This window comes from Parasphingomonas frigoris, assembly GCF_036663815.1.
Taxonomy (GTDB): domain Bacteria; phylum Pseudomonadota; class Alphaproteobacteria; order Sphingomonadales; family Sphingomonadaceae; genus Sphingomonas.
Window position 1 is genome coordinate 1 of record NZ_JAXOJQ010000006.1, and the last position, 22,855, is coordinate 22,855.

A 22,855-nucleotide genomic window follows, 5' to 3' on the forward strand; every position below is an offset into this window, starting at 1 on the left:
CCGCCCCGCCGCCCCCCCCCGCCGGGGCCCCCCCCCCCCCCCCCCCCCCCCCCCCCCCCCCCCCCCGCCCCCCCCCCCCCCCCCCCCCCCCCAGTACTGCGTTACCGAGCGGGACGCCTGTTGAGGCGTCCCCCTCTCCCCGGCCCTCTCCCCGGGGGGGAGAGGGAGAAGCAGAGACGATCCCCTCCTCCACCAGCCAGCGCGCGAGCTTCGCGACGCGGTCGACCTTATCGGCCACCGTGCCGAGCTTTTCGTGGAACACGATCCGGTCGAGCTTGGCCGCCTGCTCCTCGAGCGGCACCTTGAGATCGGTCTCGTAGAAGAATTTCGCGTCGGACAGCCGTGCCGCGAGCACCTTGCGGTTGCCCTCGACGATCTTCGCGCCGCCATCGGCCGCGTCGATATTGGCGGTGCAGACGAACGCGTTCGCCAGCGCGCCCGAAGCATCGCGGCACACGAAATACTTCTGGTTCACGCGCGCCGTCAGCTGGATCACCTCGGGCGGCACTTCCAGAAACGCCTCGTCGAAGCGACCGAGCAGCGGCACCGGCCATTCGGTGAGGCCAGCATTCTCGCTCAGCAGCCCCTCGTCCTGCACCAGCTCGAGCCCAGCCTTGCGCGCGGCCATCGTCGCGCCGAGCGCGATGATCTGGCGGCGTTCGGCCTGGTCGACGATCACATGACAGGCGCGCAGCTTCTCGACATAGTCGTTGGCGTTGCCGATCGTGATGACGTGCGGATGGTGGAAGCGATGCCCGACCGTGGCGGCACCGCTGGTGATGCCGGCGATCTCGCAGTCGATCACATCGTCGCCGAACAAAGCGACGATCCCCTGCAGCGGGCGCACCCAACGCAGCGATTCCATCGTGGTCGATGCCGCGCCCCAGCGCATCGCCTTGGGCCAGGGGAAGGCGCGGACGATCGCGGGGATCGCGGCCGCCAGCACATCGGCGGTGGCGCGGCCGGGCTTGTCGATCACCGCGAACAGGATGCCGTCGCGCTCGACGAGCTGCTCGCGCGTCAGGCCGGTCTTGCGCAGGAAGCCTTCGAGCGCTTGCGGCGGCGCGCTGGTCTTGGGGCCCTTGGTCTCTTCCGACACGGCAGCAGTCTGCGCGGGGAGATCGCGCGCGATCAGCACGAGGCGGCGCGGGGTGGCGTAGGTCTGCAACTCGCCTGGCTGGAGGCCGGCCTTGGCGAGCTCGGCGGTGAAGAGCTTGGCGAGATCCTCGCGCGCGCGATCCTGCATCCGCGCGGGGATTTCCTCGGAGCGGAGTTCTAGGAGGAAGTCGGTCATGGCAGAAGAAGGCCCTCACCCCAGCCCTCTCCCGCGAAGAGCGGGAGAAGGAGCCGGGTGCATACAGAAAAGCCCTCTCCCGCCCTTGCGGGAGAGGGTTGGGTGAGGGCCTTCTTAAACGAACCCATCACGCGGCGCTCCACGCGGGATACTCCGCCTTCCAGCCCTCGGCATTCTTGTCCATCCACGCCTGGCAGCTGCCCTTCGCGAGATCGCGCACGCGGCCCATATAGGCCTGCCGCTCGGCGACCGAGATCACCCCGCGCGCCTGCAACAGGTTGAAGACGTGGCTCGCCTTGATCGCCTGCTCATAGGCCGGGATCGGCAGCTTGGCCGCAAGGCTGTTCTCGCATTCGGCGACATGCTTGCGGAAGGCATCGAACAGGCTGTCGGTGTCCGCGACCTCGAAATTCCAGGTCGACATCTCGACCTCATTCTCGTGGAACACCTCGCCATAGGTCACGCCGGCATCGTTGAACGCCAGGTCGTACACATTGTCGACATTCTGCACGTACATCGCGAGCCGCTCCAACCCGTAGGTGAGCTCGCCCGCGACGGGCTTCATGTCGAAGCCGCCCATCTGCTGGAAATAGGTGAACTGGGTGACTTCCATCCCGTCGCACCACACTTCCCAACCCAGGCCCCACGCGCCGAGCGTCGGGCTTTCCCAATCGTCCTCGACGAAACGGATGTCGTGGACCAGCGGATCGATCCCGATCGCCGCGAGGCTGCCGAGATACAGCTCCTGCAGGTTCGTCGGGCTCGGCTTCAGGATCACCTGATATTGGTAGTAATGCTGCAGGCGGTTGGGGTTCTCGCCATAGCGGCCGTCCGTCGGGCGGCGGCACGGCTGGACGAAGGCGGCGTTCCACGGCTTGGGGCCGAGCGCGCGCAGCGTGGTGGCGGTGTGGAACGTCCCCGCCCCCATCTCCATGTCATAGGCCTGGAGGATGAGGCAGCCATGCTGGCTCCAGTATTCGTGGAGCTTGAGGATCATGCCCTGGAAGCTGAGGGGTCTGTCGGTCACGCCGCGGGCTTTGGCGCAGGGCGACGGGAATTTCAACCGCGCGCTGGGCATTGGCGCCGTCCCGTCAGCCTGCACTGACCTTTTGTCAGGGGTTCTTGACATGGACGCAACTCGCTGTCATTTAGTCATGGACAGCTGACATAGTGTCAGCGTCGCATGATGGAGGACAGATGTTCGATGATCCATGCAGCCCCCTGTCGCCGCTCGATTGACGATGCGACTCAGATGGAAGCCGACATGAAAAACCGCTTGAAGGTGCTGCGCGCCGAACGCGACTGGAGCCAGGCCGAGCTTGGTGGCCGGCTCGGCGTGTCGCGGCAGGCGGTCAACGCAATTGAAACCGGCAAATACGACCCGTCGCTGCCGCTGGCGTTCAAACTGGCGCGCCTGTTCGAAATGCCGATCGAGGAGATTTTCGATGATCAGACCGGAAATACCCATGACGCAGAATGACATCGGCCCCGGCGAGGCGGCCGATCGCGCCCGCTCGCGCCGTACGCTCATCACCTTCGCCGTGCTCGGCCTGCTCGGCGGCGCGGTCGGCTTCACCGCCGCGCTGATCGAGCCGCGCGAGGCGTCGCTCACCACCGGCGGTTCGCTGCCGGCATGGTTCGCGATCCTTGCCGCGCTGCTGATGGTCGGTGCGGTGACGGCGGGCAGCATCGTCTATCACCGCACGATGGACGAGCTCCAGCGACTCGACAATTACTGGGCGGCGACGATCGGCGCCAACGTGCTGCTGATCGCCTATCCCGTCTGGCTGATCCTGTGGAAGGGCGGGCTCGTCCCTGCCCCCGATGCGATGACGCTGTATCTCGCAGTGCTCGTCTCGACCGGCCTTGCCTATGCCTGGCGCAAGCTGCGCTGACCTCGACTCACGCCTTTTGATAAGGATTTGAACATGAAGACGCTCGATTTCGGGCAGACGGCGGTCACGCTCGCCGCGCTGCTGTTGGCCGCCAACAGCGCGCCGCAAAACGCCGCGCCTGCCCCCACACCTGCCCCCGCACCTGCTGCGCCCGCGCCCGTCGCCTCCGTTCCCGCCGATCCGGCGCTGTGGGTGGTCAAGGACAAGGACACGACGATCTATCTGTTCGGCACGGTCCATGCGCTCAAACCCAACCTCAGCTGGTTCGATTCGGCAGTGCGAAAGGCGTTCGATGCGAGCGGGCAACTTGTGCTCGAAATCCCGCTGCCGACGCCCGAGCAAGCCAAGACGGTGATCGGACCGCTGGCGATGGACCCGACCGGCCCCACGCTGACGCAGAAGCTCCCCGAGAAGAGCCGCGCGGCCTACGGCGCCGCGCTCGCCAAGCTCGGCGTTCCCGCCGCCGCGCTCGATCGCTTCGAACCGTGGTTCGCCGCGGTGACGATGGGGCAGATCTCGCTGCAAAAGGCGGGCTACAGCACCACCGACGGCGCCGAGATGGCGCTCGACGCCGCAGCCAAGGCCGCGGGCAAGCCGGTCACCGGGCTCGAGACGCTCGAACAGCAACTCGGCTATTTCCACGATTTGCCGCAAGCCGACCAGATCGCCTTCCTGCTCGAGAACGTGAAGGACCTCGATAAATTCGACACCACGATCAACGCGATGGTCGACAAATGGAAAGCCGGCGACGCCGAGGGCTTGAGCAAGCTGATGAACGAGGATCTGACCGGCCAAGAGAATCTCTACAAAGTGCTGCTGGTCGATCGCAACGCGCGCTGGGCGGACTGGATCGACAACCGGCTGAAGACGCCGGGGACGGTGTTCATCGCGGTCGGCGCGGGGCATCTCGCGGGCAAGGACAGCGTGCAGGCGCAGCTCGCCAAGCATCGCATCGTCGCGACGCGGATCCGCTATTGAGACGCCCGGGCGTCGCGATCGGGCTGGCGCTGGCGCTGGCGGGGTGTGGACAGGCGCCGGAGATCCCGGCGCATCCCGCGCTGTGGCGGGTGGCGGACGGCGATACGACGATCTGGCTGTTCGGATCGATCCACGCGCTGCCGCCACGCGTCGCCTGGCAGACGCCCGCGGTGGCCGGTGCGATCGCGGCGGCGGACACGCTGATCCTCGAAGTCCCGCCTGCCGACGATGGCGCCGCGCGTGCGCAGTTCCTGGCGCTGGCCGAGCAACCAGGACTGCCGCCGTTGCTCGACCGAGTGGCACCGGCAGACCGCGCGACACTCGCGCGCGGGATGGCAGTCGCGGGGCAATCGCCGGAAACGCTCGATGGGTTGAAGACATGGGCGGCGGCGCTGACGATCAGCGCAGGGGCCGGTCATGTCGCCGCTGCCGAGGCCGCCAATGGCGTCGAGGCGGTGCTGACGCGGGCGTTTGCGGGCAAGGCGATCGGCGCACTGGAAAGCCGCGAGGGGCAATTGCGGCTGTTCGACCGCCTTCCCGCCGAGTCGCAACGAACGCTGCTGATCGCCGCAGCGCGAGACGCCCTTTCGGCGGCGAAGGGCGATGCCGCGCTGCTCACAGCGTGGACGGCCGGAGATGCGGCGGGGCTCGCCGCCGATGTCGCGCCGCTACGGCGCGATCCGGCGATGGGGGCGGCGCTGGTGACCGATCGCAACGCGCGCTGGGCGAGCGCGATTGTGCGCCGGCTGGCACGGCCTGGGCGGGTGTTCGTCGCGGTTGGTGTAGGGCATTTGGTTGGGCCGGGCTCGGTAGTGGCGATGCTGCAGGCGCGGGGGCTGAAGGTCGAGCGGGTGGAGTGAAATCCTTCTCCCTTTGGGAGAAAGTGGCGCGAAGCGCCGGACGAGGGCAGCTGGGTGTTCCGCTTCGACCCTCACCCTTCCCACGCCTGCGGCGCGGGCCCAGTTTCGGGTGAACAGCGCCCCGCGCTGTTCAGGCCATGCGGGGCATGGCCGACCCGAAACTCCTCTCCCGATGGGAGAGGGAGTTGCGATATTGCACTTCCCCCCCCGCTCCCCTATAGCGCGGCGCTTCGGCCAGGGTCATCCCTGGAGGCTTGGCCGGAAACACCACAACCGTATTTCGGAGTAATGCAATGAGCGACCAATTGGAGCTCGCAGCCGAGACGCGCGAACAGGTTGGCAAGGGAGCCTCCCGTTTGCTTCGTCGCGAAGGCCGCGTCCCCGCCGTGATCTACGGCAACAAGCAAGAACCCCTCTCGATCCACGTCGAGGAAAAGGCGCTGATGCGTCTCCTCATGACCGGTCACTTCATGAATTCGGTCGTCATGGTCGACGCCGGTGGCAAGCAGATCCGCACCCTGCCGAAGGACGTCTCGTTCGACGCCGTCTCCGATCGTCCGACGCATGTCGACTTCCTGCGCATCGGCGCGCACACCACGGTGCACGTCAACGTGCCGATCGCCTTCACCGATGAAGACGACGCCCCCGGGATCGCCAAGGCCGGCGGCGTGCTCAACGTCACGCGCCACGAGCTCGAGCTGGTCTGCGACGCAGCCGACATCCCCACCGAGATCACGATCTCGCTGGCAGGTCTCGACGTCGGTGCCTCGATCCACATCTCGGACGTCAAGCTGCCCAAGGGCGTGACGCCGGCGATCACCGACCGCGACTTCGCGATCGCGACGATCGTTCCCCCGACGGTCCCGACCGTCGAGGACGAAGAGCTCGAGGCTGCCGTTGCCGAAGCCCAGTCGGCTGAAGCCGAGGCCGAAGCCGCTGCAGAAGACGCTGCCGACGACGCCGAAGGCGACAAGGCAGAGTAAGCAGCGCTGTCCCCTTGCGGGATGCGCACAATCGGGGCAGCGGAAGCAGACGCTTTCGCTGCCCCGTTCGTTTGAAAAGGTAGGCTTTCGCCGTGCAAATCTGGGTCGGCCTGGGCAATCCCGGCGCGCAATATGCGCTCAACCGGCACAATGTCGGCTTCATGGCGCTCGACACGATCGCCGACCTGCATGGCTTCGGCGCGGTTAAGAAGGCGTTCCAGGGCTGGACCCAGGAAGGCCGCATCGGCAGCGAGAAGATCCTGCTCCTGAAGCCCGCCACTTTCATGAACGAAAGCGGCCGCAGCGTCGGCGAGGCGATGCGCTTCTACAAGCTGACCGAGGGCGACGTCACCGTCTTCCACGACGAACTCGACCTCGACCCGTTCCGCGTCAAGGTGAAGACCGGCGGCGGCACCGCGGGCCACAACGGCCTGCGCTCGACCGAAGCGCATATCGGCAACGCCTTTCGCCGCGTCCGCCTCGGCATCGGCCATCCCGGCCACAAGGACAAGGTCAGCCCCTACGTTCTCGGCAATTACGCCAAGGCCGAAATGGATTCGCTTGCCGACATGCTCGGCGCTGTCGCGGCCGAGTCACCATGGCTCGCTAGCGGCGCCGACGGCCGATTCATGAGCGACGTCGCGTTGCGACTGGGAGACAAGAAGTGACCACGCGCAACCTGTTCGCGACCCCACTCTACGAGGCGAAGCTCAAGAATGCGGCGTTGGTCGCCGAGCTCGAGCGTTCGTGCCACGCGCTTGCCGAGGACGATCGCGCGGGTCGGAACTGGTCGAAGGCGCATGGCTATCGCGGCTATACCTCCTACGCCTCGCTCAACGACCTGCCGGTGCGCGACCCGGCGTTCGGCGACCTCGTCAAGCTGCTCAACAAGCATGTCGCCAAGTTCGCCGAGGAATGCGCGTTCGAGCTCGAAGGCGGCAAGCTCAAGCTCGACAGCCTGTGGGTCAATGTGATGAAGCCGGGGGGCGCGCATTCTGGCCACGTCCATCCGCACAGCGTGGTCTCGGGCACCGTCTACATCGCCGTTCCACCGGGCGCTGGCGCGATCAAGTTCGAGGATCCGCGCCTCCCGATGATGATGGCCGCGCCGCGCCGCCGCGACGATGCGATCGAGGCGCTCAAGACCTTCGTCGCGCTCGAGCCGCAGGCGGGCAGCGTGCTGCTGTGGGAAAGCTGGCTGCGCCACGAAGTCGCGCCGGGCACCGCCAAGACCGAGCGGGTGAGCATCAGCTTCAACTATCGCTGGTAGGCGCGGGGCGATGCAGCGTCAGAACGCGTAGGTCATCACCAGGTCCGCCACCGGATTGCGCGCGCTATGGCTCTCCTCGCGCAGGCCCGGGACCGTCTCGTCGGCATACATCGCGGTCGAGCGGCCGACCATCATGCCGCCCTCGATCCCGACCTTCATCCGGTCGCTGACCGCAGCGTCATAGCCAAGCATCGCGACCGGCGCGTAATTCTCATAGCCGTCGCGCAGATTCACCGCGCCGACCGGGAGCCGCATCAGCGCGGCGTTGCCAGCCGCGGCGCCCGGCCCGACATCGGAAGCGCGGTACCGCATGTGATAGCTCGATCCGACCGACACACGCAGCCCGCGATCGCCATGCGCATAGGCGTCCTTCATGCCGGTGCCGCGCGCGCGGAGATTCTGCTTGAGCGTCGTCACCGCGTTCGCCTGATAGCCCCGCGCCAGCCGCAGATCGTAGGAGACCGCAGGCTGAGCAGCGGTTTCGGTATGCGGGGACATTGATACGAGAGCACGAGCGGTCGTGCCGTGCACAGCGGCGGGGTCTTGCGTACTCGCCGGGTCTTCGAGCGAAACGATGTGCGATTCGAAGTCGGCCGCACTGGCAACGCCCGGCGCCGAGCCCGAAAGCAGGATCGTGACACAGCAGCTCCGCAGATACTTTCGGCGCATCGCATTGACCCCAGCAAGAAACTCCGACGTACGACTCGGCAAGCGAGCGACTTGATCCAGAATCAACAGCCTATGCCTTTGCGGGTTCCCGGCAAGGGCCTTCATGGTGCGACAGGCTGGTCTTTCGCGGCACAAAGCCGTATCGGGCGGGCTTTCACGCACATCATCGCACACCAAGGAATATCATGGGTTTTCGCTGTGGCATCGTCGGGCTGCCCAATGTCGGCAAGTCCACCCTCTTCAACGCGCTGACGCAGACCGCGGCGGCGCAGGCGGCGAACTATCCGTTCTGCACGATCGAGCCGAACGTCGGCAACGTCGCGGTGCCCGACCCGCGGCTCGACAAGCTCGCCGCGGTGGCCGGCTCGGCCAAGATCATCGAGACGCAACTCGGGTTCGTCGACATTGCCGGCCTGGTGCGCGGCGCGTCGAAGGGCGAGGGTCTCGGCAACCAGTTCCTCGGCAACATCCGCGAAGTCGACGCGATCGTCCATGTGCTGCGCTGCTTCGAGGATGACGACGTCACGCATGTCGAGGGCAAGGTCGATCCGATCGCCGACGCCGAGACGGTCGAGACCGAGCTGATGCTGTCGGACCTCGAGAGCCTCGAGAAGCGCGTCCCCAATTTGCTCAAGAAGGCGACGCAGGGCGACAAGGAGGCCAAGGTTGCGGCTTCGGTGCTGGGGCAAGCACTCGAGCTGCTGCGCGAGGGCAAGCCCGCGCGCTTGACCGTGCCCAAGGACGAGGACGAGACGCGCGCCTTCAGCCAAGCCCAGCTGCTCACCGCCAAGCCCGTCCTCTATGTCTGCAACGTCGAGGAAGCGAGCGCCGCCAACGGCAACAGCCAGTCGGCGCGCGTGTTCGAGAAGGCCAAGGCCGAGGGCGCCGAAGCCGTCGTCGTCTCGGCCGCGATCGAGGCCGAGATCGCCACGATGGCCGCCGAAGAGCGTGGTGAGTTCCTGGCGGAGCTCGGGCTGACCGAGACCGGCCTGACGCGCGTCATCGTCGCGGGCTATCGCTTGCTCAAGCTGTTCACCTTCTTCACCGTCGGCCCCAAGGAAGCGCGCGCCTGGACCGTCCATGCCGGCGCCAAGGCCCCGCAGGCAGCGGGCGAGATCCACACCGATTTCGAGCGCGGCTTCATCCGCGCCGAGACGATCGCCTATGACGATTACGTCGCGCTCGGCGGCGAAACCGGCGCGCGCGATGCCGGCAAGCTCCGCCAGGAAGGCAAGGAGTATGTCGTCCATGACGGCGACGTGCTCAACTTCCGCTTCAACGTCTGACCTTGTCGCGCGGGCGGACACGGCGTAGCGCTGTCCCCGTGTTCGCCCGCCTGATCCTTGCGCTGCTCTTGGCAGCCTTTGCCTTCCCGGCGTTCGCGAGCGCGCCGTGCCATGACGCGCCCCCGCCGAAGGCGACGGCGATGCATCATGCCGGCCACGCCGCGCCGGTTCGCGACGACCATGCGACTGTCCCGCACATGTGCATCGGCTGCATCCCGCCCGCGAGCCTTGCCGCGCGCGGTGTAACCGCGCCGCTGTCACCCGCCGCACCGCCGCGGCGCATCGTTGCCGCGGCATTCGACCCGGCGTCGGGCACTCCGCCCGCTTTGCCCCCTCCGCGCTCGAAAGCCTGAACCGCGGGCCGCGCGCCCGCCTGGCTTTTTTGCGTTCGTGAGGACTGACACAATGACTCGATCGATGATGATCGCGGGCTGTGCCGTGGCAGCGTTGCTGCCGACGGGCGCGCTCGCGCAGATGATGCCCGGCATGAAGATGGACATGCCGATGCCGGCGAAACCGAAGCCGAAACCCGCGAAGCGCGCGGCGCCGGTGCCGGTGCCGGTGCCCGCGCACAAGCACGGGGCAATGCCGGCGTCCACGCCGACCCGCTCCCCAGCTGCTTCTGGCGCAACGGCCACGCCCCAGTCGCAAACGGCTGACGATCACGCACTGCACGCGCCGACGACCGCCGCGACACCCGGTCCGCGGCCTTCCCCGGAACAACTAGGGGGCGACGCCCCCCCGCATGCTGCTTCCGACTCCATGCCCGGCATGACCATGCCACCAGCGTCCCCGGACCCCGCCGCGCATGGCGGCCACACCGACCAGACCGAGCACGCCGGCCACGACATGGCCGCCATGCCCGGCATGACGATGGGCCCGCCCGACGGCGCCTATACCGAAGGCTCGGGCACCGCGCGCAACCCCGGCAACGATGGCGCGATGCGTGGGTCGCACTTCATGGCGGGTGACTGGATGCTGATGCTCCACGGCTATGCCTGGGGCGTCTATACCGACCAAGGCGGTCCGCGCGGCGAGAACGAGGCGTTCGTTACCTCGATGGCGATGCTCTCCGCCGCGCGGGATTATGGCGGCGCGCGGTTGCAGCTGCGCTCGATGATGAGCCTCGAACCGGCGATGGGCAAAAAGGGCTATCCCAACCTCTTCGCCACCGGCGAGACTGCCGACGGGCTGCTCCAGCTGACCGACCGCCAGCATCCGCACGATTTGTTCATGGAGCTGTCGGCGCGGCTCGATATCGATGCCGGGCCCGGCAGCGTGTTCGTCTATGGCGGCCCCGTCGCCGAGCCGGCGATCGGACCTTCGGCGTTCATGCACCGCACGTCTGCGACCTATCAGCCGCTGTCGCCGATCACGCACCATTGGTTCGACAGCACGCATATCAGCTACGGCGTGGTGACGCTCGGCTATGCCGCGCCGCGCTGGCAGTTCGAGGCCTCGGCGTTCCGTGGGCGCGAGCCTGACCAGTTTCGCTGGAACATCGAACGCCCCAGCCTCGATTCGTGGAGCGTGCGCGCGACCTGGACCCCCTCGCCCGCCTGGGCGGTGCAGGTCAGCCACGGCCGGCTCAAGAGCCCCGAACAGCTCGAGCCCGACCGTGACGAGGCGCGCACCACCGCGAGCGTGCAATATGCGCGGAAGGGCGTCTCCGCGCTGCTCGCCTTCTCGAACAAGCATCTGCTCCCCGGGCGCACGCTGACCGCGTGGCTGGCCGAGGCGAATTGGGACATCGACCGCCATCACACGGTGTTCGCGCGCGCGGAAGATGTGGCGAATGACGAATTGTTCCCCGACCGGACCGACCCACTGCACGGCCGCAAGTTCCGCGTCGGCAAGCTCGAAGGGGGCTATGCCTATCGCATGCCGTTCGTCGGGCCGTTCGATCTCGCGCTCGGCGGTTCGGTCGGGGTGTTCGCCAAGCCTGCCGCGCTCGACGCGGCGTATGGCAAGATGCCGGTGAGCTTCAGCCTTTTCGCCAAGGTGTCGCTTGGGGGATAGCACCGCGCAACCGTCACCCCTGGCCGAGCCCGGGGTGACGAATGCGGTCAGAGGCTAGGCGAGGCCGGAGACGCCTGTCATAGCGCCGACGCAATCGTGTCGCAGGGGATCGCACATGCGTTGGACCACCAAGATCTTTGCCGCCGCCTTGTGCGCCGCCCTCCAGGCCTGCGTCACCGCGCCCGCCCCCGGACCGCGCCCAACCGCGCTGCGCGAGGAAGCGCGGGCACCGGTGACGATCCTCGTCTCGATCGACGGCTTCCGCCCCGATTACCGCGCGCGCGGGGTGACGCCGAACCTCGATGCGCTCGCCGCGAGCGGGATCAGCGCGGCGATGCGGCCGTCCTTCCCGTCCAAGACCTTCCCGAATCACTGGACGCTCGTCACTGGCCTCAGGCCCGACCGCAACGGCATCGTCTCCAACGCGATGGAGGACGTCGCACGTCCCGGCGACAAGTTCACGATGGAGGATTCGAAGGACCCCTTCTGGTGGAACGCCGCCGAGCCGCTCTGGGTCACGGCCGAGCGCGGCGGCGTGCGCAGCGCGACGATGTTCTGGCCGGGCTCGAACGTCGCCTGGGGCGGCACGCTCAAGGGCCACGGCGCGACCAACGGCGGGGTGCGGCCCGAGGATTGGTGGCCCTTCGACCAAGCGGTGCCCGGCGAACAACGCGTCGCCGGCGTGATCGACTGGCTGCGCCGGCCGGCGGCACAGCGCCCGCGCTTCATCACGCTCTATTTCGATACCGTCGACAGCGCGGGCCACAGCTTTGGCCCGGACGCGCCCGAGACGACCGAAGCGGTCAGGCAGGTCGACGCCCAGATCGGTGCGCTCGTCTCCGGCCTGCGCACACTCGGCCAGCCCGCCAATCTGGTGATCGTCGCCGACCACGGCATGGCGGCGACCAGTCCTGTGCGCACGATCGCGATCGACAGCATCGCGAGCCCCGCGGACTATCGCCTGTTCGAATCGGGGCCGTTCGCCAGCCTCTATGCGGTGCCGGGACATGAGACGGCGCTCGAAAAGGCGCTGCTCGGCCATCACGCGCATTACGATTGCTGGCGCAAGAGCGAGATCCCACCGCGGCTGCACTATGGCGCCAACCCGCGCGTGCCGCCCTATTTCTGCCTCGCCGAAACCGGCTGGTCGCTCACCGCCACCGCGCCCAAGCCGGATGCGAAGCCCGGTGGCAACCATGGTTTCGACAATGCCGCGCCCGAAATGGCGGCCCTGTTCATAGCAACCGGCCCGGCGATCAAGCCGCTCGGGACGCTGCCCGGTTTCGACAATGTCGACGTCGCGCCGCTGATCCGCGACCTGCTCGGGCTTCCCGCCGGGACCGGACTCGACGGCGACGATGCGCCGTTCCGCGCGGCGCTCGCCAAGTAGCGCTTGCCTTCGTCGCGGGTGCGCGAGACACTCGCGCGATGCAATATTTCGAAGATATCACGGTCGGAACCAAATCGTCGTTCGGCCAGTATGCCGTGCTCCACGACGAGGTTGTGACCTTCGCCCGGGCCTATGATCCGCAGCCCTTCCATTTGTCCGACGCCGCCGCTGCCGAGACGCATTTCGGCCGACTTTCGGCGAGCGGCTGGCATACCTGCGCGATGACGATGGCGATGGTGGTCGAGAATTTGAAGGCGAACGACCAGGCCGGTCTCGGATCACCCGGGCTCGACGAGCTGCGCTGGCTGAAACCCGTCTATCCCGGCGACACGCTGCGGTGCGAGACCGAGATCCTCGACAAACGCGCGTCGCAGAGCCGGCCCGAGATGGGCAGCTATCGCAGCCGGATGACGGTGTTCAATCAGCACGACGTGCCCGTGATGACCTTCGTCTCGATCGGCCTGATCCGCACGCGCCCCGCGGCCTGACGCAAAAGCGCGCCGCCCCCCAACACAGGACGACGCGCTCTCAAGCTCTGCGGAGGGAGGCTTAGCGGCGGTGGCCGCCGCCGCGCCCCGGGCCGCCGCGCCCGCCGAAGCCGCCGCGATTGCCGCCGCCAGGCCGCCCCTGGACACCATAGTCGCGCCACATCGGGCGGATCTCGCGGCGGGCACCGCGCCATGGCTGTGCGCGGCCCTGCCAATAGCCGCGCTGCTGGTTGTTCCAGCGATGCCGCACATTGTACCGGTCGTAGACGTAATAGCCCGAGCCCGGATAATAATAGTCGTTGTTCCAGCCCCAATACGGGTCGGCCCGATAGCCGCCGTAATAGGGGTCCCACCCGCCCGCGCCATACCCGACCTGAACACCGCCATAGCCATAATCGTCGACGCAGGCAGACAGCCCGCCGAGCGACACCAACGCAGCGGCGGCGAGAGCGATTTTCTTGAGCGGCATGACGCGGTCCTTGATCGGCGGCGCGCCGGACGGTTCGTGGGGCGCCATGGTGTGGATCAACCCGAACGCGCCCGGTTGGTTCCTCTGACGCTTAGTGACCCGGAAACGCTATCAGCGAATCGACGGCGATCCCCTCGGCCCGCAGCGCCTCGGCGCCGCCGAGATCGGGCAGGTCGACGAGGAACTGCGCCTGCTCGACCAGCGCGCCGGCCTTGCGCAGCAGCCGCAGCGCGGCGCGCGCGGTGCCGCCGGTGGCGATCAGATCGTCGACCAGCAGCACACGCTTGCCCGGCGCGCAGGCATCTTCATGCATCGCGATCCGGTCAGTGCCATATTCGAGCGCATAATCCTCGGCGATCGTCGCGCCGGGAAGCTTGCCGTCCTTGCGGATCAGCAACACGCCGGCGCCCAGCGGACGCGCGAGCGCGGCGGCGAAGATGAAGCCGCGCGCTTCGATCCCGGCCACGAGATCGATCGGCCCAAGCGCGGTCGCCGCCATCCGGGTGATCGCCTGCCCAAACCCGTGCGGATCGAGCAACAGCGTGGTGATGTCACGAAACTGAATGCCGGGCTTGGGAAAATCCGGAATCGTCCGGATCAGCGCCTTGAGATCGTCATTGTCGGACACGAAAATTCCTCGTCGCCCCGGCGGAGGCCGGGGCCGTTATGTCGGTTCGCGAAACGGGTGTTCCGCGAGTCAACGCAGCGGCCCCGGCCTTCGCCGGGGCGACGTATGGCTCAGTGCTTAATGTCCCGCCAGATGTTCTGATACGCACCATAAGAGAGCGCGCAGAACAGCAGCAGGAAGCCGAGCACCGCGATGCCATAGCCATGCCGCGTCGGCAGGTTCGGTTCGGCCGCCCAGGTCAGGAACGCCGAGACATCCTTGGCATTCTGGTCGACGGTCGACTTGGTGCCATCGAGATAGGTAACCTGCCCATCCTGCGTCAGCGGTGGCGGCATCGCGAGGTTGAGGTTCGCAAAGTACGGATTGTAGTAGAGGCCGTCGGGCACCTTTGCGTCGGGGAAGTGCTTGAGCAAGGCGGCCGGCTGATCTTGATACCCAGTCAGCAGCGAATAGACATAGGCCGGGCCTTCATGGCGCGCCTTGGTGATCAGCGAGAGATCTGGCGGGTTGCCGGTGCCGGGATAATAGACCGTCGGGAAGTAATCGGCCGGCGTGTTGGGCCGCTCGGTCGTGTCGCCCGACTTGGGGTCGAACTGCTTGGCCTTGACCGCCCAGTCGGCGGCAAACTTCTTCACCTGTCCGGCCGAATAGCCAAGCTGCGTCAGGTCGCGGAAGGCGACGTGCTTGAGCGAGTGGCAGTTGGAGCAGACTTCCTTGTACACCTGCAGCCCACGCTGCAGCTGCCGCTGGTCGTAGGTGCCAAGCACGCCGTTGGATGCGAGCTCGACGTCCTTAGGATGACGGTGGAACTCCTCCACCGCCGTCGCGGGGGCCGGATCCGTGATAGCGCCCATGACGGTGCCGAACAGCGCCCAGGCCAGGCAGGCGACGATACCGGCGCCGATGAGGATTGCGATTGCGCGAACCATTGGTCTGAATGCCCCTTATTCGGCCGGAACCGGGCTACCGCTGAGCGCGGTATGAGCCGGACTGGTGCCACCCTTTTTCGCCAGGACCGCCTCGGTGATCGAGTTCGGCAACGGCCGCGGCCGCTCGGCGCGCGAGACGATCGGCAGGATGATCAGGAAGTGCGCGAAATAATAGGCCGCGGTGATCTGCCCGAGCGCGACCTTGAACGGCGAGATCTCCGACCCGCCGACCCAGCCGAGCACCAGCACGTCGAGCACCAGGATCCAGAAGAAGATCCGGTAGAGCGGGCGATAGTTGGACGAGCGCACCGGCGAGCTGTCGAGCCATGGCAGGAAGAACAGCAGCAGGATCGACCCGAACATCGCCAGCACGCCGAGCAGCTTGGCGGGGATGAACAGGAAGTCCGCGGTGAACGAGCGCAGGATCGCGTAGAACGGCCAGAAATACCATTCGGGGACGATGTGCGCGGGCGTCTGCAGCGCGTTCGCCGGGATGTAGTTATCCGGATGTCCAAGGCTGTTCGGCGCAAAGAACAGCAGCGACGCGAAGATGAACAGGAACACGCCGAGCCCGAAGCCGTCCTTGGCCGTGTAATACGGATGGAACGGAACGGTGTCCTGCTCGCCTTTGACGTCGACGCCGGTCGGGTTGTTCGAACCCGGAATGTGAAGCGCCCAGATGTGCAGGATGATGACGCCCGCGATCACGAACGGCAGCAGATAGTGGAGCGAGAAGAAGCGGTTGAGCGCCGCATCGTCCGGCGCATATCCGCCGAGCAGCCAGATCCGGATCGTCTCGCCGACCACCGGGATCGCCGAGAAGAAGCCGGTGATGACCTGCGCGCCCCAGAAGCTCATCTGCCCCCAGGGGAGGACGTAGCCCATGAACGCGGTCGCCATCATCAGCAGGAAGATCGTGACGCCCAAGAGCCAGATCATCTCGCGCGGCGCCTTGTACGATCCGTAGAAGAGGCCGCGGAAGATGTGGATATAGACCACAACGAAGAACATCGAGGCGCCGTTGGCGTGCGCATAGCGCAGGAACCAGCCGCCGTTGACGTCGCGCATGATGTGCTCGACCGAATCGAACGCCACGCCGCCATTGGCCGCGTAATGCATCGCGAGAACGATGCCGGTGACGATCTGGATCGCCAGCGCGGCCCCGGCGAGCACGCCGAAGTTCCAGAAATAGTTGAGGTTGCGCGGCACCGGATAGCCCGCACCGACCGCGCCATAGACGAGCCGCGGGAGCGGCAGGCGCTGGTCGATCCACTTGGTGAACCCGCTCTTGGGTTCGTAATGTTTGGCCCAGGGAAAACTCATATCGCTATCCTCAACCCACCACGACCGTCGACGGCGACGTGAATTTGTAATCCGGCACGAGCAGATTCTTCGGTGCCGGGCCTTTGCGGATGCGTGCCGCAGTGTCGTATTGCGACCCGTGGCACGGGCAGAAATAGCCGCCATACTGGCCGCGATCCTCGCCGCTGGTGATGCCCTGCGGAATGCAGCCTAGATGCGTGCAGACGCCCAGCGTGATCAGCCAGTTCTTCTTGCCACGCGTGCGCTGCTCGAGCGTTTCGGGATCGCGCAGCGACTTGACGTCGACCTTGTCGGCCTCGACGATCTCGGCGGGCGTAAGGTTGCGGACGAAGAGCGGCTGCTTGCGGAACGAGACGACGACGCCCTGCCCGGCCTCGATCTTGGTCAGATCGACCTCGGTCGTGGCGAGCGCAAGCACGTCGGCCGACGGGTTCATCTGGTTGATCAAGGGGACGACGATCGCGAGAGCGCCGACGCCGGCGACAGAGACCGCCGCGATGTTGAGGAAATCGCGACGCCGCGGCTCCCCTTCATGGTGCGGTTCCTCGTGTAGGGGAACGTCCAGGGTGTTTCCGCTTGCCATCCACTCGCCCTTGTTCTTCGCTCCCCCGCCACAGCGCGCGGTCGAGCGATCAATTTTGACACGACGCCCTGCACGACGGATCCACAGGCACGCCTGAACGCTTCCCTCGGTCGGGGAAGCTTAAACGCTCTGTTAGCCGGGCTACCAGGCTTTTGCCACTGCATTTTAGAGGTGCTAGCGGGGCTGCATGCGTATTGCTCTTTATCAACCCGACATGGCCGGCAATGTCGGCGCCATCTTCCGGCTCGGCGCCTGTCTCGGCGTGGGCGTCGACGTGATCGAGCCGACCGGCTTCACCTGGAGCGAGAAGGCGCTGGCCCGGTCGGGCATGGACTATGCCGAACTGGTCGAAGTGCGGCGCCACGTCGACTGGGAGGCGTTCGTCGCAACGGTCCCTGGGCGAATCGTCCTGCTGACGACGCGCGGCGGCGTCCGGATCGACGCGGCCGCGTTCCGCGCCGACGACGTGCTGCTGATGGGATCGGAGGGGAGCGGCGTTCCCGATGCGGTGCACGCGCAGGCCGATCTCGCGGTGCGAATCCCGCTGGCCGAAGGCATGCGTTCATTGAATATCGCAGTCGCGGCCGGCATCGCGCTGAGCGAAGCGCTGCGCCAGACCGGGGGATGGCCCACCTGATCCTCCCCCGGGAACCGGGGGAGGGGGACCGCTCGGCTTCTTCAGCCGAGGGGTGGAGGGGGGCCTCTCCACGAGCGTTCCTCTTGCGGCGCCCCCTCCACCACCAGCCTGAAGAAGGCTGGCGGTCCCCCTCCCCCGCTGCGCGAGGGAGGATTGAAGAAGCAGCGGATTCTCGGCACAACGCCGCCATGGACCTCGACCCCGAACAAACCACCGCCCGCACATGGTTCGAGCAATTGCGCGACCAGATCTGCGCCGAATTCGTCGCGATCGAACGCGAAGCCGGCTCGGACGCCGATTTCGACTACACCGCGTGGGACCGCACCGACCCGAGCGGCGGTGACGGCGGCGGCGGCGTGCGCGGCGTGATGAAGGGCAAGGTCTTCGAAAAGGTCGGCGTCAACGTCTCGACAGTCGGCGGCGCGTTCGAGGGCGAGTTCGCCAAGTCGATCCACGGCGCGGCCGAAGACCCGAGCTTCTTCGCGACCGGCATCAGCCTCGTCGCACACATGGCCAACCCGCACGTCCCCGCAGTCCACATGAACTGCCGCTTCCTCGTCACCACCAAGCGCTGGTTCGGCGGCGGCGCCGATCTCAACCCGCCGCTCCCCTATCCCGAGGATACCGCCGAGTTCCACGCCGCGATGCAGGCCGCCTGCGACCCGCACGGCGCGGACTATTACGCGCGCTATTCGAAATGGGCCGAGGACTATTTCTACATCCCGCACCGCAAGGTGCACCGCGGCGTCGGCGGGATCTTCTGCGACCATCTCGAGGGCGATTTCGCCGCCAATTTCGCCTTCATCCAGGATCTCGGCCGCGCGTTTCTCGACGTTTACCCGAGGATCGTGCGGCGGCGGATGAACGTGCCGTTCACGCCCGCCGATACCGCGCAGATGCTCGAATGGCGCGGGCGCTACGCCGAATTCAACCTGGTCTATGACCGCGGCACGCTGTTCGGGCTCAAGACCGGCGGCAATATCGATGCGATCCTTATGAGCCTGCCGCCACTCGCGACCTGGTCGTGACGCAGTGGGCCTGACCCCGGTCCGTGATGACTCGGTAGCCGCGATCGTCACGACGCTGGAGATGCCGGCGAAGCCGCCGCTGCGCCCCCTGCCCGCCTCGCGGCTGCGGCTCACGCGGTGGGAGGCGCCGACGCCCGATCGCTACCGCGCGCTGTTCCGCCGCGTCGGCGCGCCGTGGCTGTGGTTTTCGCGGCTGGTGATCGACGAAGCCGCGCTGCTCGCGATCATCCATGATCCGGCGGTGGCGGTCTACGCGGTGCTCGACCCTGCGGGGATCGAGGTCGGGATGGTCGAGCTCGACTTCCGCCAGAGCGCGACGTGCGAAATCTCCTATTTCGCGCTCATTCCCGAACTTGCCGGGCAGCGCCTTGGTCGCTGGCTGATGGCCGAAACGCTCGCGCGCGCTTGGGCCAGGGGCATCACGCGCGTCTGGCTGCACACCTGCACGCTCGATCACCCCAGCGCGCTCGGTTTCTACCGCGCGCAAGGGTTCGTCGCGATCAAGCGGACGATCGAGACCTTCACCGATCCGCGCGTGACCGGACATCTGCCGCCCGAAGCGGCGCCTCAGATCCCGTTGCTGAGCCGCCGGTAGAGCGCGATCTCGATCAGGATCGACGCGACGGTGCCGAGCGTACGCGCACCGCCACTGCACAGATCGAGCACCGCGGCGACGACCGGATTGGCCAGCGGCGCGCCGCTCATCGTCTGGCCGATCGCCTCGAACGGCCAGGCGAGCACATCGCCCGCGATCAGCGGGACGCACGCCAGCAGCATCAGCGCAAGGCCATGCCCGCGCGTCAGGGCAAAGCTGCGCCGCCAGGCCGCGATCACGCCGAGCGGGCGCTCGGCGACGAAGGCTGGCCCGACCGTCAGCAAGCGGCCCTTCAGATACAGGCCGGGGATCAGCAGCAGCGAGGCGACGTTGACCGGCAGCGTGACCATGAAGGCGAGCAGCACGTAGCGCGGCAACAGGCCGAGCCCCTGCCGCATCGCCGTCGCCACGTCGGGCCGGTTGCGATCGGCATAGAGCGCGAACAGCGTGATCGAGCCGAACAACGACAGCGCGGTCAGCACCAGCAGGAGCAGATCGTTCTGCCGCGACCACACGGCGACCGCATCGAGCCAGGTCTGAATCGCGACCGGATCCGACGACGACGCCGGCAAGGGCGGGGTCGGCGCGATGAACATCTCCTGCGCGACCTTTGGCACGAACAGGAAGACGCCGGCGACGCCGATCAGCAGATCGCGATCGCGCTGCGCCATCGCCCAGGCATCGCGCAGGACCGCACCGAGATCGAGTTTCATGACGCCGTGACGATCGCCTCGGGCGTCTCGCGCACCGCCAGATAGAGCTTGGCGACGAACACCGCCGCCAGCAGCGAGAAAAGCGTCGACACGGCCGCGACGACGAACTGCGTCAGCACGCTGGCCAGCGTGATCGTGCCCTCGCCGCCGATCAGCAACGCGAAGATCGTCCCGAAGACCGTCCGCGCCGCCATCGAGGCGACCCAGGAGAGGAGGAAATAGAGCAACAGCATTCCGATCACCTTCCAGGCGATATGCCGGGTGAGATTGAACGCGCGGCGATAGACGCCAAGCCCACGCCGTTCCAGCAGCATGATCGGCGGGATCAGCACGACCAGCCGCGCATAGGCCCAGAACAACAGCAGGCCGAGGACGAAAGCGTAGAAGGTCGCGATCAGCAGCGCGCCGCCATTGACCTCGTTCGGCGCCATCCTGCCCGAGGAGAGCGCGGTCATGTCCATTCCGCTCATGCCCAGGATAATTCCGATCGGGAGCGTCAGGACGAATACCGCGAGCAGGGTGACCACGCCGATCCCGAGCACCGGCAACAGGCGGCGGTTGGCGAGCGCCACCGCCGCCGCGCGCCCGCCGCCGGGATCGAACGCGAGCGCGGTGATCACCAGCCCGGCCCAGCTGGTCACAAGCGCCATGAGCAGCACGATCAGGCCAAGCGCCCAATCGCCCTGCGTCCCACCCGAGCGCATCAACGGCATCAGCGTGCCGAGCAGCCCGAGCGGAACGAACAGCCCGAACAGCACCACCGGCGCCAGCGCGCCGCGATTGTCGTCGAGAAATTCGGTAGTGCGATCCCAGATCGTGCTCATCGTCGCCGTCACGTCGCTATTCTCCCCCGGGTTCGGCGCGCGCCACCGTGCCGATGGCTGTTAGCGCAACGCCTCGCCGCTTGCCAATGTCTTGCATGGGCGCGGTGATGCGGCCACATCGCCACGGTGACCGACCTTCCCGACGACATCGAGTGGCGCATCGCGCCGGCACCCGTCCCTTATGCCGAGGCGCTCGCCGAGATGGAGGCGCGCGCCGCCGCGGTCGCCACGGGCGATGCGCGCGAGCTGGTGTGGCTGCTCGAGCATCCGCCTGTCTATACCGGCGGGACCAGCGCCGATCCGGCCGAGCTGATCGATCCGCGCTTCCCCGTCGTGCAGACCGGGCGCGGCGGGCGCTACACCTATCACGGACCGGGGCAGCGCATCGGCTATGTCGTGCTCGACCTCAACAGGCGCGGGCGCGACGTGCGGCAGTTCGTCCACGCTCTCGAAGGCTGGGTGATCGCCGCGCTGGGCGACCTCGGCATCGCCGCCTTCCGCGCGCCCGGCCGCGTGGGCATCTGGACCGACATCGCCGACCCCGCTTCCGGCGGCCCGGCGGTCGAGGCCAAGATCGGCGCGATCGGCGTGCGCGTGCGGCGCTGGGTCACGCTCCACGGCTTCTCGGTTAACCTCTCGCCAGATCTGTCGCATTTCGGCGGGATCGTGCCGTGCGGGCTGCCCGACTTCGCGGTGACCAGCGCGGAAATGCTCGGCCGCCCGACCGATTTTGCAACTTTCGACGCGGCGTTGGCGTTTCACCTCGTCGGCTTCCTTGAAACTCATTCTTTGGGGCGACAAAACTAGGCTTGAGGGCCGAGCGGTTCCGGGCTAATGTCCACCACGGTTTGGGTATTAAAGGTCTCGAGGCCAACCAACCATTTATCTAGGGAGCTTTCCAATGCGTGCATTCATTTCCAAGGTCGCTGCTGGTTCGATGATCGCTGTTGCAGCGATCGCGATTTCGGCATGCACCCCGAAGACCGAGACGACGACGACCGACAACACGATGGTCACCGACATGAACTCGACCGACACGATGGGCGCGACGACCAACGACACGATGACGTCGACGGACGCGGCTGGCAACGATGGCGCCATGATGTCGAACGACACCATGATGACCACGAACACCACGACCACGACCACCAACGCAATGTAATCCTTTCCTTCGGGAAAGATTACGACGAAGGCCGTCCGGGCAACCGGGCGGCCTTTTCGATTCAGCGCACGGTCACAGCAATTCGATCAAAAAGAGTTGGGTTGCGTCCCAAAAAGCCGTAATCGCGGCATCGTTAACGAGAGGCTTCCAATGACCGTGTTGCGTAAACTGACTGCGACCACCGCGCTTGCGGCCGCCGTTTTTGCGGCTGTGCCTGCATCGGCGCAATTCTATTTCAAGTCGCATGATTTCAGCGGCCCGCCGATCCGCGGCGACGAGCCGGGCCTGCCGACGCTGCCGGGTGCCAACGACGAGGAAGTGCGCGCCAACCTGGTGTGGAACCTGCGCTCGGCGCTCAACGTCGCGGCGCTGCAATGCCAGTTCGAGCCGTCGCTGATGACGGTCGAGAATTACAACATCATGCTGATCAACCATCAGGACGAGTTCAAGAAGTCGCTCCTGCTGCTGACCAAATATTTCGCGCGCACCAACAAGTCGCCCAGGCTCGGACAGGATGCGATGGACCGGTATGGCACGAAGACCTATTCGGCCTTCACCACCACCGGCGCGCAGTTCGGCTTCTGCCAGACCGCCGGCGCGGTCGCGACGCATGCCGCTTATGCGCCACGCGGCCAGCTCTACCAGGTTGCCGCCAACGACATGAGCGCGCTGCGCAATGCGCTGGTGCCATGGGGCGAGGAGCGCTTCCCGCGCCGCGTGGTGATCGACACGCGCGTGTCGATGGCGCGACTCGACGACATGTGCTGGTCCAAGCGCGGCGAGTGGGTCGAGCGCAAGTGCGGCGCCTTCACCACCGTGTTCCGCTAAGCAC

28 protein-coding genes are annotated in these 22,855 nt (G+C 66.8%); 18 read left to right on the plus strand and 10 right to left on the minus strand.

Annotated features, from left to right (window positions below; all coding sequences use genetic code 11):
* The coding region (gene glyS / locus U1872_RS17090; protein WP_332794130.1) for a glycine--tRNA ligase subunit beta at window positions 1-1,294 on the minus strand (1,294 nt) is incomplete at its 3' end.
* A gap of 127 nt (window positions 1,295-1,421) precedes the next feature.
* Complete coding sequence (locus U1872_RS17095; RefSeq protein WP_332794358.1) at window positions 1,422-2,291, minus strand: glycine--tRNA ligase subunit alpha; 870 nt, start codon at window positions 2,289-2,291, stop codon at window positions 1,422-1,424.
* Window positions 2,292-2,558: 267 nt separating this feature from the next.
* Between U1872_RS17095 and U1872_RS17100 the strand changes: the two genes are divergently transcribed.
* The 7 genes from U1872_RS17100 (at window position 2,559) to U1872_RS17130 (ending at window position 7,280) form a co-directional block, all read left to right on the plus strand.
* Complete coding sequence (locus U1872_RS17100) at window positions 2,559-2,774, plus strand: helix-turn-helix transcriptional regulator (protein ID WP_332794359.1); 216 nt, start codon at window positions 2,559-2,561, stop codon at window positions 2,772-2,774.
* Window positions 2,761-3,189 (plus strand): hypothetical protein, encoded by a 429-nt coding sequence (locus U1872_RS17105; protein ID WP_332794131.1) that lies wholly within the window; start codon window positions 2,761-2,763, stop codon window positions 3,187-3,189. Before U1872_RS17100 ends, U1872_RS17105 begins: the two co-directional genes overlap by 14 nt.
* Before the next feature lie 33 nt (window positions 3,190-3,222).
* Entirely contained in the window at window positions 3,223-4,167 is a 945-nt protein-coding gene (locus U1872_RS17110; protein WP_332794132.1) for a TraB/GumN family protein, read from the plus strand.
* Window positions 4,164-5,027, plus strand: coding sequence for a TraB/GumN family protein (locus tag U1872_RS17115; protein ID WP_332794133.1), 864 nt, complete (start codon window positions 4,164-4,166; stop codon window positions 5,025-5,027). The genes U1872_RS17110 and U1872_RS17115 overlap by 4 nt, the downstream gene beginning before the upstream one ends.
* Before the next feature lie 293 nt (window positions 5,028-5,320).
* A complete protein-coding gene (locus U1872_RS17120) occupies window positions 5,321-6,010 on the plus strand; it encodes a 50S ribosomal protein L25/general stress protein Ctc (protein WP_332794134.1) in 690 nt (229 codons plus the stop codon).
* A 92-nt stretch (window positions 6,011-6,102) separates the two neighbouring features.
* Window positions 6,103-6,678 (plus strand): aminoacyl-tRNA hydrolase, encoded by a 576-nt coding sequence (pth, locus tag U1872_RS17125; RefSeq protein ID WP_332794135.1) that lies wholly within the window; start codon window positions 6,103-6,105, stop codon window positions 6,676-6,678.
* On the plus strand, window positions 6,675-7,280 hold the full coding sequence (locus U1872_RS17130) for a TIGR02466 family protein (protein WP_332794136.1): 606 nt from the start codon (window positions 6,675-6,677) through the stop codon (window positions 7,278-7,280). The genes pth and U1872_RS17130 overlap by 4 nt, the downstream gene beginning before the upstream one ends.
* Window positions 7,281-7,298: 18 nt before the next feature.
* Here U1872_RS17130 and U1872_RS17135 read toward each other — a convergent pair whose 3' ends face one another.
* Complete coding sequence (locus tag U1872_RS17135; RefSeq protein ID WP_332794137.1) at window positions 7,299-7,778, minus strand: hypothetical protein; 480 nt, start codon at window positions 7,776-7,778, stop codon at window positions 7,299-7,301.
* 356 nt (window positions 7,779-8,134) lie between these two features.
* Between U1872_RS17135 and ychF the strand changes: the two genes are divergently transcribed.
* From ychF to U1872_RS17160, 5 genes are all read left to right on the plus strand, one after another.
* Entirely contained in the window at window positions 8,135-9,235 is a 1,101-nt protein-coding gene (gene ychF / locus U1872_RS17140; RefSeq protein WP_133189705.1) for a redox-regulated ATPase YchF, read from the plus strand.
* A gap of 38 nt (window positions 9,236-9,273) precedes the next feature.
* The gene (locus U1872_RS17145) at window positions 9,274-9,588 is read left to right on the plus strand and encodes a hypothetical protein (RefSeq protein WP_332794138.1); all 315 of its coding nucleotides are present in this window, start codon (window positions 9,274-9,276) and stop codon (window positions 9,586-9,588) included.
* Window positions 9,589-10,006: 418 nt separating this feature from the next.
* Entirely contained in the window at window positions 10,007-11,254 is a 1,248-nt protein-coding gene (locus U1872_RS17150) for a hypothetical protein (protein WP_332794139.1), read from the plus strand.
* Between the two features lie 115 nt (window positions 11,255-11,369).
* On the plus strand, window positions 11,370-12,644 hold the full coding sequence (locus tag U1872_RS17155; protein ID WP_332794140.1) for an alkaline phosphatase family protein: 1,275 nt from the start codon (window positions 11,370-11,372) through the stop codon (window positions 12,642-12,644).
* Window positions 12,645-12,682: 38 nt separating this feature from the next.
* On the plus strand, window positions 12,683-13,132 hold the full coding sequence (locus U1872_RS17160; protein ID WP_332794141.1) for a MaoC family dehydratase: 450 nt from the start codon (window positions 12,683-12,685) through the stop codon (window positions 13,130-13,132).
* Window positions 13,133-13,193: 61 nt separating this feature from the next.
* On the opposite strand, the gene U1872_RS17165 is transcribed toward U1872_RS17160, so the two are convergent.
* The 5 genes from U1872_RS17165 to petA form a co-directional block, all read right to left on the minus strand.
* Window positions 13,194-13,601 (minus strand): hypothetical protein, encoded by a 408-nt coding sequence (locus U1872_RS17165; protein ID WP_332794142.1) that lies wholly within the window; start codon window positions 13,599-13,601, stop codon window positions 13,194-13,196.
* 91 nt (window positions 13,602-13,692) lie between these two features.
* On the minus strand, window positions 13,693-14,229 hold the full coding sequence (locus U1872_RS17170; protein ID WP_332794143.1) for an adenine phosphoribosyltransferase: 537 nt from the start codon (window positions 14,227-14,229) through the stop codon (window positions 13,693-13,695).
* A 110-nt stretch (window positions 14,230-14,339) separates the two neighbouring features.
* Entirely contained in the window at window positions 14,340-15,158 is an 819-nt protein-coding gene (locus U1872_RS17175) for a cytochrome c1 (protein WP_332794144.1), read from the minus strand.
* A gap of 15 nt (window positions 15,159-15,173) precedes the next feature.
* Complete coding sequence (locus tag U1872_RS17180; protein ID WP_332794145.1) at window positions 15,174-16,481, minus strand: cytochrome b; 1,308 nt, start codon at window positions 16,479-16,481, stop codon at window positions 15,174-15,176.
* Between the two features lie 10 nt (window positions 16,482-16,491).
* Window positions 16,492-17,064 (minus strand): ubiquinol-cytochrome c reductase iron-sulfur subunit, encoded by a 573-nt coding sequence (gene petA, locus U1872_RS17185; RefSeq protein ID WP_332794146.1) that lies wholly within the window; start codon window positions 17,062-17,064, stop codon window positions 16,492-16,494.
* 187 nt (window positions 17,065-17,251) lie between these two features.
* On the opposite strand from petA, the gene U1872_RS17190 reads away from it, so the two are divergent.
* From U1872_RS17190 to U1872_RS17200, 3 genes are all read left to right on the plus strand, one after another.
* Window positions 17,252-17,701 carry a tRNA (cytidine(34)-2'-O)-methyltransferase gene (locus U1872_RS17190; RefSeq protein WP_332794147.1) on the plus strand — a complete coding sequence of 150 codons (450 nt, stop codon included), beginning with the start codon at window positions 17,252-17,254 and terminating at the stop codon, window positions 17,699-17,701.
* Between the two features lie 188 nt (window positions 17,702-17,889).
* Window positions 17,890-18,729 (plus strand): oxygen-dependent coproporphyrinogen oxidase, encoded by an 840-nt coding sequence (hemF, locus tag U1872_RS17195; RefSeq protein WP_332794148.1) that lies wholly within the window; start codon window positions 17,890-17,892, stop codon window positions 18,727-18,729.
* Window positions 18,730-18,733: 4 nt separating this feature from the next.
* Complete coding sequence (locus U1872_RS17200) at window positions 18,734-19,324, plus strand: GNAT family N-acetyltransferase (RefSeq protein WP_332794149.1); 591 nt, start codon at window positions 18,734-18,736, stop codon at window positions 19,322-19,324.
* Here U1872_RS17200 and U1872_RS17205 read toward each other — a convergent pair.
* Window positions 19,297-20,037, minus strand: a complete 741-nt coding sequence (locus U1872_RS17205) for a hypothetical protein (protein WP_332794150.1) — start codon at window positions 20,035-20,037, stop codon at window positions 19,297-19,299. The genes U1872_RS17200 and U1872_RS17205 overlap by 28 nt on opposite strands.
* Complete coding sequence (locus U1872_RS17210) at window positions 20,034-20,861, minus strand: hypothetical protein (protein ID WP_332794151.1); 828 nt, start codon at window positions 20,859-20,861, stop codon at window positions 20,034-20,036. The genes U1872_RS17205 and U1872_RS17210 overlap by 4 nt, the downstream gene beginning before the upstream one ends.
* Window positions 20,862-20,987: 126 nt before the next feature.
* On the opposite strand from U1872_RS17210, the gene lipB reads away from it, so the two are divergent.
* From lipB to U1872_RS17225, 3 genes are all read left to right on the plus strand, one after another.
* The gene (lipB, locus tag U1872_RS17215; protein WP_332794152.1) at window positions 20,988-21,668 is read left to right on the plus strand and encodes a lipoyl(octanoyl) transferase LipB; all 681 of its coding nucleotides are present in this window, start codon (window positions 20,988-20,990) and stop codon (window positions 21,666-21,668) included.
* Between the two features lie 94 nt (window positions 21,669-21,762).
* Window positions 21,763-22,023 (plus strand): hypothetical protein, encoded by a 261-nt coding sequence (locus tag U1872_RS17220; protein WP_332794153.1) that lies wholly within the window; start codon window positions 21,763-21,765, stop codon window positions 22,021-22,023.
* Window positions 22,024-22,173: 150 nt separating this feature from the next.
* Complete coding sequence (locus U1872_RS17225) at window positions 22,174-22,851, plus strand: hypothetical protein (protein ID WP_332794154.1); 678 nt, start codon at window positions 22,174-22,176, stop codon at window positions 22,849-22,851.
* Window positions 22,852-22,855 lie beyond the last annotated feature (4 nt).